The following is a 15,797-nucleotide window of genomic DNA, read 5'->3' on the forward strand; positions in this document are numbered from 1 at the left end:
ACGAGACGGGTGGGAGCGGACGGCTGCTCCCACCCCGGCCATTCGATCAGCCGATCTCGAACGCGGCGTCGACGAGTAACGTGCCGGCCTTGCACGACTTGGTCGACGAGCCGGACCCGGCAGCCACCCACCGGCCGTGATCCTGGTACGTGTAGTAGCCCGGCTTCTCGCAGAAGATGGCGACCCGCACCGTTCCCGGACCGCTGGCGCACGACGCGCTCGCGCCGCCGGGGAACATGGTCACTCCACACCCACTGGCCGCGGCCGCCGTGCCGGTCGGCACGACAGCCGCCAACGTGCCGAGCGCTCCGGTGAAGGCGAGCGCGACAATTCGTTTTCTCATTTCTTCTCCGATCGGTTGGTGAAGTGTTCGAAACACCTTCACCGTAACGTCGCCGATCAGCCGGCAAAAATAGCCACTTATATTTCCGATTTTCCGGGATGCGGTATGCGCCCAGGCCGGCTGGGGGTGAAAGTGGCGGGCATGGTGATGTAGCCGTTCGCCGCGGCGATTGACGGATAACGTTTCGCCGCCGATTCGTCCACCTGATAGTCGGGTATGCGTGCGAGCACTTCCTCCAGGATGACGCAGAACTCCACCCGGGCGAGATGCGCGCCCAGGCAACGATGAATGCCCGCGCCGAAGGCGACGTGCCGATTCGGAAAACGCGCCAGGTCGAGAGTGTCAGGGTCGCTGAACACCTCCGGGTCCTGGTTCGCGGCGGCGAAGGACAACATGACGCGTTCCCCGGCGCGGATCTCCTGACCGCCGAGCACGACGTCCCGCGTCGCCGTGCGTGCGAGCATCTGTACCGGTGCGAAGTACCGCAGGAACTCGTCGGCCGCGGTGGGGATCAGCGCGGGGTCGTCGATGAGCCGCTGCCGCTGGCGCGGATGCCGGTGCAGCCAGTACAGGGCGTTGGCCAGCAACGAGGTGGTCGTGTCGACTCCCCCGGCCAGCACGAGAGTGATCATGCTGTGTAACCGGTCGTCGTCGACGGGCGCACCGTCGACCGTCGCCCTGACCAGGTGGGAGATGAGATCGTCGGCCGGTTCGACCCTGCGCTCGTCGACGGTGCGCCGCACCGTCTCCGTGATCCGGCCCATGCCCGTCGCGGCTCTGGCGAACTCCGCCGTCCCCGGCGTGGTGTAGGTCATCTCATGGATCGTGGCCGCGAATTCCGCCCAGTCGTCAAGCGGGAGGCCCAGGAGTTTGAGCGTGACGCTGGCCGGCACCGGATTGGCCAGATCGAGGACCAAATCCATCTCGCCGGCCGCACAGACCCTGTCCAGGATGTCGGCGGTGGTCGCCCGGACGTACGGCTCCCAGTTCTTCGACGACTCCGGCGAGAAATGCGGATTGAGCAGCCGGCGATAGGTGAAGAACTCCGGCGGATCCAGCTCGATCGGAATCGGATACCGGGGGAACGGCGGAATCATGATTCCCTGGTAGCCGTTCACGTCGCCCGTGGGGTCGTGGTAGGAGGAGAACGCCGCGTCGTCGCGGATGGCCTGCGTGAGCGGGGCGTATCCGGAGACCAGCCAGAACCCGCCGTGCTCCTCCGTCCAGGCCACGGGGCACCGGGTCAGGTTGTCACGCGACACCTCCCGCCAGTGGTCGCGATACTCGCGGGAGTGGTGGTTGAACTCGATGACGGGCCGCTGGTCCTCATGGAAATGCTGATCTGCCATACGCGCTCCTCGACTCAGGGCAACCTCAGCCAATCAAGCACCCACGGAACCTCCCCGCCAGCACCACAAACGGGCGCTGACGGCCGTACCAATCCGCGACCGTGATGGTCAGGGCCCGATACCCGCGGCGCCGTCGGATGCGACGGTCGCGCCGGCGAGGAAGGACGCATCCGGACCACAGAGGAAGGCGATCACGGCCGCGTGCTCTTCGGGCTCCGCGAGCCGCCCGATCGGATGCAGGGCGCTCATGGCCTCGGCAAGCTCCGGATCGGTCCGCATGAGCTCCACCGCCATCGGGGTGAGTGTGCCGCCCAACGAGACGGCGTTGATGCGGATGCCGTTGCCGATCTCTTCGAGCGCCGCCGTCTCGGTCAGCGCCAGCGCTCCGCGTTTGCTGGCCGCGTAGGCGCCGGTGTGGCGAACCGGTCGGCATACGACCGCCGACAGGACGTTGACGATCGCTCCTCCTCCGCCTGTCCGCATGGCCGTGATCTCCGCCCTCATGCAGTGGAACACCCCGGTCAGGTTCGTGGCGAGAACCGAGTCCCACCCGGCGTCATCGACATCGGCCACCGCGCGATTCGGGCCACCGATCCCGGCGTTGTTCACGGCGATGTCCAGCCGGCCACCCCATTCGACGACCCGATCGACCATGCGCCACACCTGATCGGCCACGGAGACGTCGGCCTGGACGAACGTGGCCTCCCCACCGGCGTCGAGGATCTGGCCGACCACCTCCATCGATTGCGCCGGGCGCCGGGCGACGACGGCTACCTTCGCGCCCCGGGCGGCGAGAGTCCGCGCGGTGGCGGCCCCGATGCCCGCGCTGGCTCCGGTGACCAGAGCAACCTTTCCCGTCAGCTTGTCCATGTCGGGCTCCGCGAGTCCAGGATGATCATTCCGGGCGTGCATCACCCGCTGTCACCGCTATCAGACTCCACTTGGAGCACGTCCTTAAGCACCACAAACCGTTGTCCGTCGCCGGTCCACTTCACGCCCGCTCCGCCGATCGGGAGGCGCGTCCTCGTCAACGAACCTTTCACCAGCCCCAAACGAGCGCCGTCTCCCCAGGTCATAGCCCGCGCGCAGCAGACCTATGTCCGCTTCGCCGTGGTCGAGGAGCATGGGAGAACACTCGTTTCTCGGGAGCGCAGCGTTCCTGGCCGAGCGGAAGGAAAGCGCCGGCCTGGTCTCCAGAGGAAACGGCGACAGGAGGTCGCGCTATGGCCGGACGACGAACCCGGAAGTCGCGACCTTGTCCGGGCCGAGCAGGCTAACGCGGAGAGCCGCTCGGCTCGCTCTCATCTCGGCGGACCCGCACGCGCCGCGGGTACGCCGGGCCGCCGAACTTCGGCTCGGCCGGCTGAACCGCGTCCGCGGAAGTTACGCCGCCGCGAAGCACGTTCTGCGCCGCCTCCTCGACGAGATCACGCGGATAGGCCCTGTTCCCGACGTGATCCGGGATCCACGGCTCGCGGAGGACCTCGTTCCCGCGTGCGACGAACCGGCGGTCACGTTCAAGTCCGTCGGCAGGTTCACCAATGCCCGGGACCTCTGCCGGCTCGCCCTCGACGTCCGCGAACGAGCGCGGGCCCGACCATGTCGAAGTGGCGGCCACCCGAGCCGCGCTGCCGTCGACCCTGCTGGAGCTCAGCCGGCTCAACGAAGCCGGCCGGACAGGCCCATGCGCTGATCCGATCCAAAGGAGTGGACATTGATTTCCAGAAGAACGGCCGCAAACGGATGCTGCAGGCCTTCGGTGCCTTCGCGTTCACTCTGCCGCTGGTGGCAGTAGCTGGCGCCGGGCCGGCCTCTGCGGCCGAGACGAGGATGGTCAAAGTGGAATTCACCTCCTATCAGCCGATCGATGTCGATGACTGCGGCCAGCTCTTCGTGGGGAGCGCGCCGGCGAGCTCCGCTCGCGAGTTCGGGAAGTGGGGAGGCCTGGGGCAGCCGGTGTGCAACCCGACGATCGGGGTCGGCTGGAAGGACATCGACGGCGATGACCCCTGGTGCATGAAGAGGGTGCAGGAGGGGGCTGGTCGGCTCTGGTCAGTACACCGGCTGGTCGGTGGGGGACAACGCCATCATCGTGCCCGCCAAGGCGGACGCCCAGGTGAAGATCCAGGTGCGCTTCGAGGACTATGACAGTCTCAGTCCCAACGATCCGGTCTGCACGGTCACCCAGCTGATCGCGGTCGCCACGGCCACCAGATGCACCAGTCCGGCAACGGCGACGGCGGATGCTGGGTCTTCTACACCGTGACCGTCGGGTGAGCCTTCGGCGTGAAACACAGCTCGAGCTTCTTGAGTCTGCGGGTGAACATGCCCGTCTCCCGAAGTTCGGCCGTATCGGCCAGCCGCAGGTCGGGCAGGGCGTCGAGCAACTGGTTGACGGCGATGTTGACGGTCGTACGGGCCATGCCCGCGCCGAGGCAGAAATGCCGGCCCTGGCCGAAGGCGACCAGGGATCCCGCCGGCGTGAACTCCCTGCCGGGATCCAGCTCGTCCCGGTAGGGAGCGAAGACGTCCGGGTCGCTGAACCGAGCGGGGTCGCGGTTGGCCGCGCCGAGGACGCAACCCACCGTGGATCCGGCCGGGATGACGCCTCCGTCCAGCCGAACCTCCTCGGCCGCGTACCGGAGGATCAGATGCACCGGTGGATTCAGCCGCAGTGATTCGGCGTGCATCCGGTCGATCAGGCTGCGGTCGGCCATGGTCGCCCGCAGGTGCTCGGGATGGAGCAAGAGGTTCTTGATGGTGTTGGAGATGGCGGAGACCGTCGTGTCGCCGCCGGCCGTCATCAGAGTCGCCAGGTGGACCTGGATCTGAGCGTCGGTGAGGCGGGCGCCTTCGAATTCCGCCCGGCAGAGCGCGGAGAGGATGTCGCCGCCGGGCCTGGCTCGCCGATCCTGCAGTAGCGGGCGGAGATAGGCCGTCATCTCCGCCCGCACGGCCACTCCGGCCGCGGCGACGTCCGGATCGTTCGCGAGATTCGACATGTGGGCGATGAGCGCCAGGTACCAGCGCTGGAACCGGGGACGGTCCGCCTCCGGCAGGCCGATCAAGGTCGACATGATGTTGATCGGGAGCCAGGTGGCGAACTCGCTCATGAGTTCCACGTCGCCGCGGTCCTGGAACTTCTCGATCAGCTCGGCTGAGGCCTGCTCGATGCCGGGCACCACCCGCCGGCGGAAGTCCGGGCCGCGTAGCGGAGCCCCGAGCAGGCGACGGTAGGAGGCGTGCTCCAGCCCGTCCATCTGTGTGATCGTCCGCCCACCCATGACGGGCTCGGCCTGCCAGGCGTAGCACTCGTTGGTGAACGGCGGGTCTTTCAGTGCTCTGGCGACGTCGGCGTGACGGCTGATGACGTACATGCCGGTCGGCTCGTGGCGGTAGACAGGGAAGTCGTTCCGCATCGTCTCGTAGTGCGAGTAGGGATCGTCGTCGTAGGCGGCTGACAGGATGTCGGGGCCGTTCATGGTGGCTCCTCACACGCCGATGAGGTGGTGCCGGAGGGCCAAGTCTCATGACTCTCCGGATGTGGAGAGATTCTCAATTCCGGGGCCTTCTCATGAATGGCCAGTAACCCCGGAATCAGGCGTCCAAGTGGGCCGCTCCTTAACCCACCGCCTTGACCCGAGCCCTCAAGGCTTCGGGAAGGGGCCGCTTCGCCGGCTTTCAGGGTCACATTGACGACGCGGAGACGATGCTGTCCCGCTTTCGGCTGCCCCAGCACGGCATCTTGGACTTCTACCTGCCGGCCCGAAGATCCTTCGTGCGCAGGGACAGCCCGAGCGGGCTCTGGTCGCCGCCCTCGCCGCCCGGCGCTGCGCGGCAACGAGAACTCCGCCCTCACCCCCTGGCGGATCGAGGCCGCGCAGAGCCTGCCAGCCCTGAACCGGCTCGCCGAGGCTCGCGGCCACGTCTCCGACGACCTGCGCCGACGCGTTCCTGGGGGAGCCCCGTTCGCGATCGAACGAGCCCTTCGTGTCCTGTCCTCCCTGTCGAAGGCATCCCAGGAGCTGGCCCCCTGCGCGAATCACGGACCGTCCTGATGATTCCTTCGCACGGCTTGAGATGGCCGTAACCGAGGTCGCGCTCGGCGCCGCGCTGCGCCAGTGATCGAGACGAAAGCCGCGCTCATCTGTCGGCCGGACCGGACCTGCCGGCCCAGTTCGGCGTGGCGCGCCTTCTGGAACTCGCAGCGAGCTGTACTTGATCGGCGTCCGCCCGCGCCGCAGGGCCGCCACCGAATCGAAGGCCCTGACGCCCAGCGAGTTCAGTCCGCTCCCGGCAGCTGAGGCCGGCTCCACCGCCCCGCACCAGCCGGGTCAGCAGGAACGGCAGATGCATCATCGGCTGCATGCTGAGACCGAACACGGTGGCCGTCAGCCACCTGCGCTGCATGGCCCGGCCGCCGAGGAAATAGTTGTCATGTGACACCCCGGGCACGCTCAGCAGGCCGATCGCCGAGGCGCTCGCGACCGCAGGCCGAGGTGTGCCGCCGCCACCTGCAGATTCTCCGACACCGCGCCAAAGGAGGCCCAGGTGGCGCAGTTCTCGAAATCAAGGATCCCCGAATCCGGCCTGGCCGGGCCGGCTTGGGCTCGCCATGATCGATGGTCCCCTGGCCAAACGGCAGGTGGCCAGGGCCACTTTGGCGACGGAACGACCGGACCGGTCGGCTAGAGGACGAGACCGACCTTCTTGAGCGTGAAGGTGACGCATCCGCCGTCACTCGGGGAGACCCAGAAGACCTCGTGGGACTGGTTCAGATTCTGCAGAGTCGCGAAATCGAAGGCCGGCAGGTTCGCCGCCGGAAGCGTCGTGTCGGTCTTGCACACGTCGTCATCGGGGCTCAGATCGTCGTAGTCCTTGACGTGTTCGCGGACACGGATGCTATCCCCAGGGAACACGCTGAGCATGATCTTGTTGTTGTTCGTTGCGAATGCGGTGGAAGCGTTCTTCTGCGTGCACGACGCATAGGTGTCCGACGAGCACAGCGGCGCGTCTGCGACGCGGATAGAAGTTGCCGGTCGTCACGCGTTTGACGCAACCGGCCATGCCGACATTTTCCCAGCCGACACCAGGGTAGGTGGGGCAGTTGGCGGTGTCTCCGCCCTAGAGAGCCAGGTTGCGCGCCTCACCCCGGTACGGACCCTGCGCGGTGACGGTGTGCGCCCACAGAGTGCCGTAGACCTCGGCGCTGTCGCAGGCGCTCTCTCCCATGCAGTCGTCGATTCCGGTAGGGGAGTAGGAGTCGATCGAGACCTCGATCTTGAAACCGGTCTGTTCGGCGAAGCTCGGTGCGGCAGGCCCGAGGGCCGCGAGAGAGCAAAATCGCCATGACCACTTGGCCGGTGAACGACCGCGACCGTGGCGGATACGGAACGAGATCCGCGCTCTCAGGAATGGTGCGTGGATTCGGTGTAGGCCGTGCGCACGTCGACCGTGTCGTAGACGATCCACAGCGAACGGATGGCGCCGTCCTCGTCGAGCTCGGCCACGTCCACCACCTCGAAAGGCGCCCAGACGCCCGACGTCAGCCGCCAGTCGAACCGGAACCAGAACGACAGCAGCTCGGCTCCGGTGACGGACCGTCCGCGCATCGTGCCCCGGAGTTCCAGCCGTGCCTGGGCGGTGTCGGCGAACAGCGCCGGATAGAAGTCCGCGGGCGGCAGCGAGCCGTAGAGCGGGGAATGCACCACCGCCTCGTCGGCGAAGAGCCCGAGGACGGCGGGGAGATCGCTGTGCGCCAAGCCGTCGAGGTAGGCCTCGACCAGTCCGTCGACCGATTTCATGAGTCGATCCCTTCTGACGATGATCTGAAATTCTCTTCTCGGGTGGCCTCCCGCCGCCACCGCCGCTCCCGTGTCCGGAGAGCCCGTATGCGGACCCGCGGCGTTCCGCATCCAAGAACGGTCCGGCCGCACCGACGCGCCGGCTCCTATGGTCGCCATGCAGTCGACCGAGGGAGCAGAACGTGCGCTTCAGTGAACCCCTGACCTTCGCCATCCAGCTCGACAAGGAATCCCGGACGCCCCTGCACGCCCAGCTCGAGGCCCAGTTGCGCGAGGCGATCCGGAGCGGCGTGCTGTCACACGGCGACCGCGTCCCGTCGACCCGGGGGCTGGCCGCGACCCTGGGAGTGTCCCGATCGGTGACGCTGCAGGTCTTCAACCGGCTGTTCGCCGACGGGATTCTGGAAGCACGGCAGGGATGCGGCAATTTCGTCAACTACGCACCGTCCGCAACGCGTGCCGACGGTGTCCCGGCCCGGCCGGCCGCCGAGCCCACCGACCTGCGGCCGGCCGGACCGGGGAGCCAGTTCTTCCCGGTCAAAGCCTGGCGTTCCGCCTGGCGGCTGGCGTCACAGCATGTGCCGTCACCCGCGGAGGCATTGAGCGGCGGAGACCCCAGGCTGCGGGAAGCGCTCGCCTCCCATCTGAGGAGACAGCGCGGCCTCACCTGCTCCCCGGAACAGATCATCGTCACCGCCGGCCTACCCGCCGCGATCAACCTGCTGTGCCAGGTGCGGACCGGGCCGGGCGACGAGGTCGCCGTCGAGGTTCCCGATGGCGGGCGCGGAAGCGCTCCCGCGCCGTCCCCCGGCCGGCGGATCGTCCCGCTGCCCGTGGACGAGGAGGGCGTCGTCGTGCCGAGGTTCGCGGTGAACGCGCGCATGGCGATCGTCAGGTCGGCGCCGCACCATCCGATACCCGCCCTGTCGCCACGGCGGCGGCGTGCGCTGCTGGACTGGGCGCGGCGCTATGACGTCCTTCTGGTCGAGCTCGAGCGTGATCCCTACGGCATGCAGCTGAACCCTTGCGCGCCGCTGGCCGGGCCCGACGACCACGGTCGGGTCGCCTTCGTCGGCTCGCTGAGCGAGGCCGTCGGACCGGCCTTGGAGATCGGATACATCGTCAGCCCGCCGGAACTGGTCAGCGAACTGATCCAGGCGCTGCGGGTGGCCGGCACGGAGCCGTCCCTCGTCGTGCAACGGGCCGCCTTCGAGCTGCTGTCCAGCGGGCAGATCACCCGCCATGTGAGACGCATGGCCGGTGTGCACGGGGCACGCCGCCGCACGGTCCGCCGCGCTTTCGCGCCCGTGCGCCGGCACGTCGGCGACCTGGGATTTCGCGGCTTCACGGCGGTCGTCGGCTTCCGGGAGCTGTCCGCCCAGGCGATCGCGGACCGGCTCAAGGGCCGTGGAGTGCTCGTCGGCGTCGAAGACGCCGGACCGGGTGCCTCGCGGCTCCTTCTCGGCTTGGGCCACCTGGACGACCTCACCCTGCAGCGCGGCTTGCACGTGGTCATCGAAGCCGTTCGGCAGACCGCGGACGCCACGCGGGACGAGGCCCGCCGCGAGGACGCGGATTCCGCCTGATCACGAGCCGGGTCGATCCGTCGCAGATTCATCACCGTTCGGGGGCGCGCCGAGGACGGCGCCTGAAGCACCGCGGCGTGTGTGCCACTTTCGGGTGGAAAAGGCATCGGATCGGACGGGGGCCGTTCGGCCGCACCCTCTTACGCTCCACGAGTGACCGATCTCGCCATTCCCGCACCGGTGTTCTAGCGGCACTCCGTCGGCCAGAGCCTCGGCCTCTGCGGCCTCGTCGCCGGGCTCACCGTGTTCCTGCTGTCCTCGTGTACGGTGCCGGCGATGGGCGGTGCCTGCGGGACGGGGATCCGCGCCATCCCAATGATTGGGGTCATCCTTAGTGCCGGGTCCTGACGCCCGCCACGAGGCCCGTACCAGAGGCTCGCCGTGACGGTTTCGCGTTCGATCAGGCGGGTGCACACGTGCGACATGCGGAGTTTCCCAACCTTCCCCTCGTGCTGGACCGGCACGCTGCGGCGAACCTTCAGACCCAGATCGTGAACCAGATCCGGGCGGCCATACAGAACGAGGTGCTGTGCGCCGGGGACCGTATGCCGTCCACGCGGCTGTTCGCCGACGCGCTGCGGGTCTCCCGGTCGGTCATCGTCGCCGCGTACCAGGAACTTCAGGTGCACGGGCTGATCGAGGCCCGGCACGGGGCCGGCACCTACGTCACCCACGCCCTCCGGCGATCGTCGGTCACCGCACCGGCCTCCCGGTCTCCGGCGCCCCGTCGGCGCCCGTCCCGGCCCGTCATCGCGGACCTCACGCCGGGGCAGACCCGCATGGACACGTTCCCGACGAGGGCATGGCGTGCCGCCTGGCGGAACGCCAGCTACCAGGTCGACGTCCCCTGGGACGCGTGCCCCCGGGGCGGCATCCTGGTCAGGAAGGCGCTGGCTCGCCACCTTCGCCGGCTACGCGGTCTGACGTGCACCCCCGAGCAGATCGTCCTCACCCGGAGCGTGCCGCACGCGATCGGGCTCCTCGCCGACGCCGTGGCCGTCCGGGACCGGACCGTCGTGGTCGAGGACCCGTGCGCCCCCGAGGTCCGGTGGGCCATGCGGGACCGCCGCGGGCGGATCACGGCGGCGCCGGTCGACCACGACGGCCTGATCGCGGCCGGGCTGCCCGGCGAGGCCGCACTGGCGATCGTGTCGCCGAGCCATCAGTTCCCCACCGGCGCGGTGATGTCTCTGCGACGACGACGCGAACTGTCGGCCTGGGCGGCGGAATCCGGTGCCCTGCTGATCGAAGACGACAGCGGCTGCGAGTTCCAGCGCCCCGGTCTCCCGCTGCCGGCCATGTTCATGCAGACCGACCGCGCCGACATCGCGTATGTGGGCTCCTTCAGCGGCATCTTCGGATCAGCGGTCCAGCTCGGTTACATCGTCGCGCGCGGACGGCTTCCCGAGCGGATCGAACACGCGCTGACCATGGCGGGGGAGCGGCCCCAAGCCCTCCTGGAGGCCGCAATGGTGCAGCTCCTGGACGGAAACGACCTGATCCGGCACATCAACCGCACCTCACGCGCCCACCACGAACGCAGACGGCTCCTCCGGCAGCACGCCGACCGCAGCCCGGTGCTCGGCACGGTCTCTGGGGACACCGGCGGCTCCCACGCGCTGCTGCACCTGCCCTCGGGCATATCGGCCACAGATCTGGCGCACCGGCTCCATGATCGGGGAGTGATCGTCGCGGCACTGGCCGCCTACTGCGCCGACCCTGCTTCCGCACGGCAGTGCCTTGTCATCGGCCACGGTCATCTCGATCCCGGGACGCTCGCCCACGCGATGGACATCATCGAGGCGGAGGTGGCTGGAGCGGCCAGACCTCGCTCCGCCTCAGCGCTCCCGCAGGATGATCGCCTCGACCGGACAGCACGCGGCCACGTCCTGAGCGATCGCGATCTGCTCCGGCCGGACGAGTTCGCCCCGGCGGGCCACCGCGACACCCTCCTCGCCCAGTTCGAGCAGCTCGGGCGCCATCGCCGAACAGAGGCCCGTACCCAGACAGACCTGTTGGTCCACCGTCAGCCACCAAGCCATGGCCGGGCTCCTAACGCAGGGCGAGCCTGAGCTCGACCGGAATCCTGGACATGAAGCTGGGACGGTGGGCAACCGCGTCCCGCGGCCCGGCGAGGCGCATCGCCGGGAACCGCCGGACCAGGTCCGGAACGGCGACCTGGCTCTGGATCCGGACGAGGGCGGCTCCCATGCAGTTGTGGATGCCGTGTCCCAGGCCGATGTGCCTGGGCGCGTCGCGATGAGGAACGAGGCGAGGTCGTCCCCGGGGGCACGCCGCTTCTCCCTGATCAGGTCGCGGGCGATGTCCGCCAGCGCTTCCGCGGCCTTTGGCGCCAGGTCGGCGAGTTCGGGATCGGCGACGGTGAGGAGCTGGGTCTGCCGGTACACCTCCGCGCTGTGCTCCAGGGACAGCCCGAGGATGGCGCCGATCACCCGGGGCGGCAGCCGGCTCGCGAAGTCGGCGATCAGCTCGATCTCGTCGCGTTCGGCCAGTTCGTCGAGCAGTTCGGTGGTGACGGTCTGCGCGACGGCGCGCCACGGCTCGATAGCCCTGGCGGTGAAGGCCTTCATCGTGAGTTTGCGCAAGCGCGTGTGTCGCGGCCGGTACCGCCAGTCCATAAGGCCCGCCGCTCCCTCGAACGCCCGGGTACGAAATGGACCGGTCACGGCCGCCGCTGAGTGGAGCTGTGCGCGAGGCCCCGGCCCCCTGAGGATCGAGTGCCGCACTCGTCCAGACTGCCCGGACCGCTCAAGGAGTACGCCATGGCCCCGTCAGCTCCGCCGGCCCCTCTGTTCAGCGAACCGTTCTTCGGCGACCCCTATCCGACCTTCGCCTGGCTGCGGGACAACGATCCCGTCCATCTGATGCGCTTCCCCTACGGGGACGTCCCGATGTGGGCGGTCAGCCGATTTCAGGATGTGCGCGCGCTCCTCACCGATCCCCGCTTCGGCTGCGGCTACGACCACGCCGGAGCGGACTTCCAAGCCGCCGGACTGGGCATCGGCCGCGGGACGGAACTGGAGGAGGCACTGGCCTTGTCCGACCCGCCTCAGCACACTCGCCTGCGAAGGCTGACGGCGAAAATGTTCACCTCTCGTCAGATGAGCAAGTGGAGCGGCATCACCGAACGGACCGCAGACCGTCTTCTGGACGGGCTGCGCGATCGCGACCGGATCGACCTCGTGAGGGATTATGCGGCGCTCGTGCCCTGCGAGGTGATCAGCGCGATCCTCGGCATCCCGTTCGAGCGCCGCGACTTCGTTCTCGGCCTCACCTCGACCATCTTCGCCACCGACCCCGAGGTCGCCGTCCGGGCCCCGCAGGCGGCCGAAACACTGATCGGATACGCGCGGGAACTCATCGCCGGCAAACGCCGCCGACCGGGCGACGACGTCACCTCCGAGCTGATCGCCGCGCGGGAGGATGGCGACCGGCTGTCGGAGAACGAGCTGGTGGCTATGGTCACCTCGTTCGTCATCGGCGGGTTCGACACCACCCAGAACCTCATCGCCAACGCGGCTCTGGCACTGCTCGATCACCCCGATCAACGGCGCGCCCTGCTCTCCCGGCCCGATCTCGCGGGACAGGCCACCGAGGAGTTCCTGCGCTACGACGGCGCCTTCCTCACCGCATTGTGGCGCTTTCCCCTCGAAGACCTGGACTTCGACGGAACGTGGCTTCCCGCCGGCGCCCCGGTGTTCCCGCTGATCGCCTCCGCCAATCGTGACCCCGCGCAGTTCACGGAGCCCGATCGGCTGGACATCACCCGTGGCGGTCCCCGCCATGTAGGCCTCGGACACGGCATCCACGCCTGCCTCGGAGCCGCCCTTGCACGGCTGGAAGGACAAGTGGCGATTCCTCGGCTGTTCGCCGCGTTCCCGGAACTGTCGCTGGCCGTCGCCCGCGACGAGCTCACCTACCGGCCGAGCTTCCTCGTCCGCGCCCTGACCAGCCTTCCGGTCACCCTCTGAACCGGCCGGGCAGCCGGTCATCCCGCGAACGCTCCGTTCCCAGAAACCCGCCCCGGAGAAACCGGAGGAAGTGCCGTGGCCGGCCCCGACATCCTCGCCCCCGAATACGACGCCGATCCCTATCCGTTTCACGCCACCATGCGCTCGTCCTTCCCGCTCTACCGGCACGGGGCCACCGGCTTCCACGTCATCAGCCGGTACGCGGACGTGACACGGGCGCTCAAAGGGCACCCGTTCACCAACGAGTGCTATGCCTGGCAGGTCGAACCCGTCCACGGCGGCCGGACGATCATCCAGATGGACGGCGCCGAGCACGCCCGCCACCACAAGATGCTCGGCCCGCCGTTGCGCGGTCACGACCTGCGGGAACGCATCATCCCGAGTATCGAGAACGCCGTCGCCGAACTCATCGACCGGTTCGCGCGACGCGGCAAGGTCGACCTCGTCACCGAGTTCGCGACCCTGCTGCCGATCAACGTGATGGCGGCGCTGCTGGCGCTGCCGAGGGAGGACCGGCCTCGCTTTCGCCACTGGTACGTCGCGCTCATGGCACAGATGTCGAATTTCGGCGGCAGCGAGGCGATCGAGCGGGCTGGCGTCGCGGCGCGCGCTGAGCTGAACGACTACCTCACGCCGCTCATCCGCAGGCGCCGGGAGGACCCGGGCGGGGACCTGCTGTCGGCGCTGTGCGTCGCCGACCACGACGGAGCGGCGATGCCCGACGCCCAGGTGCTCGCCTACTGTTCGATGCTCCTGGCCGCCGGTGGAGAGACCACGGCCGCGGCCATCTCCGGCACCATGTACAACCTCGTGCGCCATCCCACGCAGCTGGCTCAGGTCCTGAACAGGCGAGAGCTCGTCGACCGAGCCCACGCCGAGACCCTCCGGCACGACCCGCCCATTCAGATGATCTTGCGGACGGCGGGCGAGGACGTCCGGATCGGCGGGGGCACGGTTCCGGCGGGAGCGACGGTCGCCTGCATGATCGCCGCCGCCAACCGGGACGGTGCCCGGTTCGCCGATCCCGATGTCTTCGACCTGTTCCGTCCTGAAATCGATCCCGTCGCCGACTTCACCGCGGCCGGCGCCATCGTGACCTTCGGCCGCGGTCGTCACTTCTGCCTCGGCTCCATGCTCGCCAAGGCCGAGGTGGACATCGCCGTCAACCGGCTCCTCGACGTGCTCGGCGACGTCCGGCTCGCCCCCGGCGCCCGGCCACGGTGGACCGGCGTCTTCACTCGTGGCCTGGTCAACCTTCCCGTGACCTTCACGCCCGGCGGCTGAACCCGGCCGACGGACCATTCGACGCCTGAACCGGAGCATTACTGGTTCGCCCCGCGCGCGCCTCCGAATCCTTGAATTGAACGCAGGCGGGCATCGCCGGACATGTGTTCCGGCGCCTCGCAGGGAGCCCACATGAACGAGAGCAGTCCATCAAAGGATGGGGCGGACGAACTGTTCGCGTCCATCTTCACCGAAGCCGGGCACGACGACCCGCATGACCACTGGCGCCGCCTGCGCGAGGTGGCTCCCGTCCACCGCACCGCGGAGGGGGTGTTCTACGTCAGCGATCACCAGGCCTGCCAGCAGGTCCTCCGGGATCCGAACTTCCGGGCGTTCGGCAGGAACCGGCTCTACGGGCCGCAGTGGAAGGAGCACCCGATCTACTACCGGCTCGACGAGATCCTGGGCGGAATGGACGCCCCGGACCACACCCGTCAGCGTGGCGCGGTGGCCGGATTCTTCAAACCGCGCCGGCTGGAGAAACTGCGCGACCGCATGGAGCACATCGTCGAGGAGCTTCTCGCGGAAATGGAGAACGGCTTCGACGGGAACTCCGTCGACTTCGTGGCGCGCTTCGCCCTTCCGCTGCCGGTCAACGTGGTCGGAGAGGTCGTCGGTGTGCGCTCGATGATGAGCACGCCCGTGCCGGACCTGGCCCTGCACTGGACCCAGGGCTACGATCCCGCCGCCTCGGCGGAGACACTGGCGCGCGCCGACGAGGCGATGGACGAGCTCTACGCCTACTTCGGCGACCTGATCGACCAACGCGAACGCGCCGGAGCGACGGGCGACGACCTGATCGCGCACATGCTCGCCACAACGGGGACGCCCACCGGGCTTTCGCGAGCCGAGATGATTCCCATGCTGGTCACCCTGTGCGGCGGCGGTTTCGAGACGACCACCCGATTGCTGACCAACGCGGTCGTGACCCTCAGCAGGCGTCCTGACCTCCACGCACGGCTCCGGGCCGAACCCTGGCTCATCCCCACCGCGATCGAGGAGTTCCTGCGCCACGATGCCACCGTCCAGTTCCTCGGCCGGCTCGTGGCGGAGGACACCGAACTCCTCGGGGTCCCGATCCCGGCAGGTTCACCGGTCAATCTGTCGATCATCGCTGCCAACCGGGATCCCAAGGTCTTCGTCCAGCCCGATGAGATCGACATCGAGCGCAAGCCCAACCCCCACCTCACGTTCATCGCGGGTGTCCACTTCTGCCTCGGCGCCCATCTCGCCCGGATGGAGGCACAGGTGGCGCTGCAGGCCATCACCCGGCGGTACGCACGGCTCGAACTGGCCGGTCCCCCGGTCCAGGCGCCGGGATTCGCCATGCGCGGTTACGCGGACGTCCCCCTCGCCTACCACCGCTAGCCCGTGACGCAGGCCCCCGGGCCGGGCGGAACAGCCTGGACCGACACCCTTTGACGTGTTTGCGTATCCGG

Annotated in this window: 13 protein-coding genes and 1 pseudogene; 7 read left to right on the forward strand and 7 right to left on the reverse strand. The window is 68.6% G+C overall.

The features are described from left to right. Nucleotides 1-46: 46 nt before the first annotated feature. The 3 genes from GT755_RS30210 to GT755_RS30220 form a co-directional block, all read right to left on the reverse strand. Entirely contained in the window at nt 47-343 is a 297-nt protein-coding gene (locus tag GT755_RS30210; RefSeq protein ID WP_161482972.1) for a hypothetical protein, read from the reverse strand. Between the two features lie 77 nt (nt 344-420). After that, on the reverse strand, nt 421-1,725 hold the full coding sequence (locus GT755_RS30215; RefSeq protein WP_161482973.1) for a cytochrome P450: 1,305 nt from the start codon (nt 1,723-1,725) through the stop codon (nt 421-423). Nucleotides 1,726-1,800: 75 nt separating this feature from the next. After that, nucleotides 1,801-2,562: an SDR family NAD(P)-dependent oxidoreductase gene (locus GT755_RS30220; RefSeq protein WP_161482974.1), complete on the reverse strand. Its 762-nt coding sequence runs from the start codon at nt 2,560-2,562 to the stop codon at nt 1,801-1,803. Between the two features lie 837 nt (nt 2,563-3,399). Here GT755_RS30220 and GT755_RS30225 point away from each other — a divergent pair. Then, nucleotides 3,400-3,840 (forward strand): hypothetical protein, encoded by a 441-nt coding sequence (locus tag GT755_RS30225; protein ID WP_161482975.1) that lies wholly within the window; start codon nt 3,400-3,402, stop codon nt 3,838-3,840. A gap of 107 nt (nt 3,841-3,947) precedes the next feature. Here the strand turns inward: GT755_RS30225 and GT755_RS30230 are convergent, their stop codons facing one another. From GT755_RS30230 to GT755_RS30240, 3 genes are all read right to left on the reverse strand, one after another. Beyond that, nucleotides 3,948-5,174, reverse strand: coding sequence for a cytochrome P450 (locus GT755_RS30230; protein WP_161482976.1), 1,227 nt, complete (start codon nt 5,172-5,174; stop codon nt 3,948-3,950). A gap of 1,206 nt (nt 5,175-6,380) precedes the next feature. Then, entirely contained in the window at nt 6,381-6,620 is a 240-nt protein-coding gene (locus tag GT755_RS30235) for a hypothetical protein (protein ID WP_161482977.1), read from the reverse strand. 480 nt (nt 6,621-7,100) lie between these two features. Beyond that, nucleotides 7,101-7,496: a nuclear transport factor 2 family protein gene (locus GT755_RS30240; RefSeq protein WP_161482978.1), complete on the reverse strand. Its 396-nt coding sequence runs from the start codon at nt 7,494-7,496 to the stop codon at nt 7,101-7,103. 182 nt (nt 7,497-7,678) lie between these two features. Between GT755_RS30240 and GT755_RS30245 the strand changes: the two genes are divergently transcribed. Both GT755_RS30245 and GT755_RS30250 read left to right on the forward strand, forming a co-directional pair. Beyond that, nucleotides 7,679-9,082, forward strand: a complete 1,404-nt coding sequence (locus GT755_RS30245; protein WP_161482979.1) for an aminotransferase-like domain-containing protein — start codon at nt 7,679-7,681, stop codon at nt 9,080-9,082. 491 nt (nt 9,083-9,573) lie between these two features. Next, a pseudogene (locus GT755_RS30250) lies at nt 9,574-10,806 on the forward strand (aminotransferase-like domain-containing protein); the annotation flags it as partial. Between the two features lie 114 nt (nt 10,807-10,920). On the opposite strand, the gene GT755_RS41675 reads toward GT755_RS30250, so the two are convergent. Further along, nucleotides 10,921-11,124, reverse strand: coding sequence for a ferredoxin (locus GT755_RS41675; protein ID WP_407929436.1), 204 nt, complete (start codon nt 11,122-11,124; stop codon nt 10,921-10,923). Nucleotides 11,125-11,499: 375 nt separating this feature from the next. On the opposite strand from GT755_RS41675, the gene GT755_RS38790 reads away from it, so the two are divergent. The 4 genes from GT755_RS38790 (at nt 11,500) to GT755_RS30270 (ending at nt 15,726) form a co-directional block, all read left to right on the forward strand. Continuing rightward, nucleotides 11,500-11,781, forward strand: a complete 282-nt coding sequence (locus GT755_RS38790) for a hypothetical protein (protein ID WP_202610714.1) — start codon at nt 11,500-11,502, stop codon at nt 11,779-11,781. 213 nt (nt 11,782-11,994) lie between these two features. Then, entirely contained in the window at nt 11,995-13,074 is a 1,080-nt protein-coding gene (locus GT755_RS30260) for a cytochrome P450 family protein (RefSeq protein ID WP_202610676.1), read from the forward strand. A 75-nt stretch (nt 13,075-13,149) separates the two neighbouring features. After that, on the forward strand, nt 13,150-14,358 hold the full coding sequence (locus tag GT755_RS30265) for a cytochrome P450 (RefSeq protein WP_328794553.1): 1,209 nt from the start codon (nt 13,150-13,152) through the stop codon (nt 14,356-14,358). Nucleotides 14,359-14,490: 132 nt separating this feature from the next. Continuing rightward, nucleotides 14,491-15,726, forward strand: coding sequence for a cytochrome P450 (locus GT755_RS30270; RefSeq protein ID WP_161482983.1), 1,236 nt, complete (start codon nt 14,491-14,493; stop codon nt 15,724-15,726). The last annotated feature ends 71 nt before the right edge of the window (nt 15,727-15,797 follow it).

The sequence above is a fragment of the Herbidospora solisilvae genome (assembly GCF_009901565.1).
Classification (GTDB): domain Bacteria; phylum Actinomycetota; class Actinomycetes; order Streptosporangiales; family Streptosporangiaceae; genus Herbidospora; species Herbidospora solisilvae.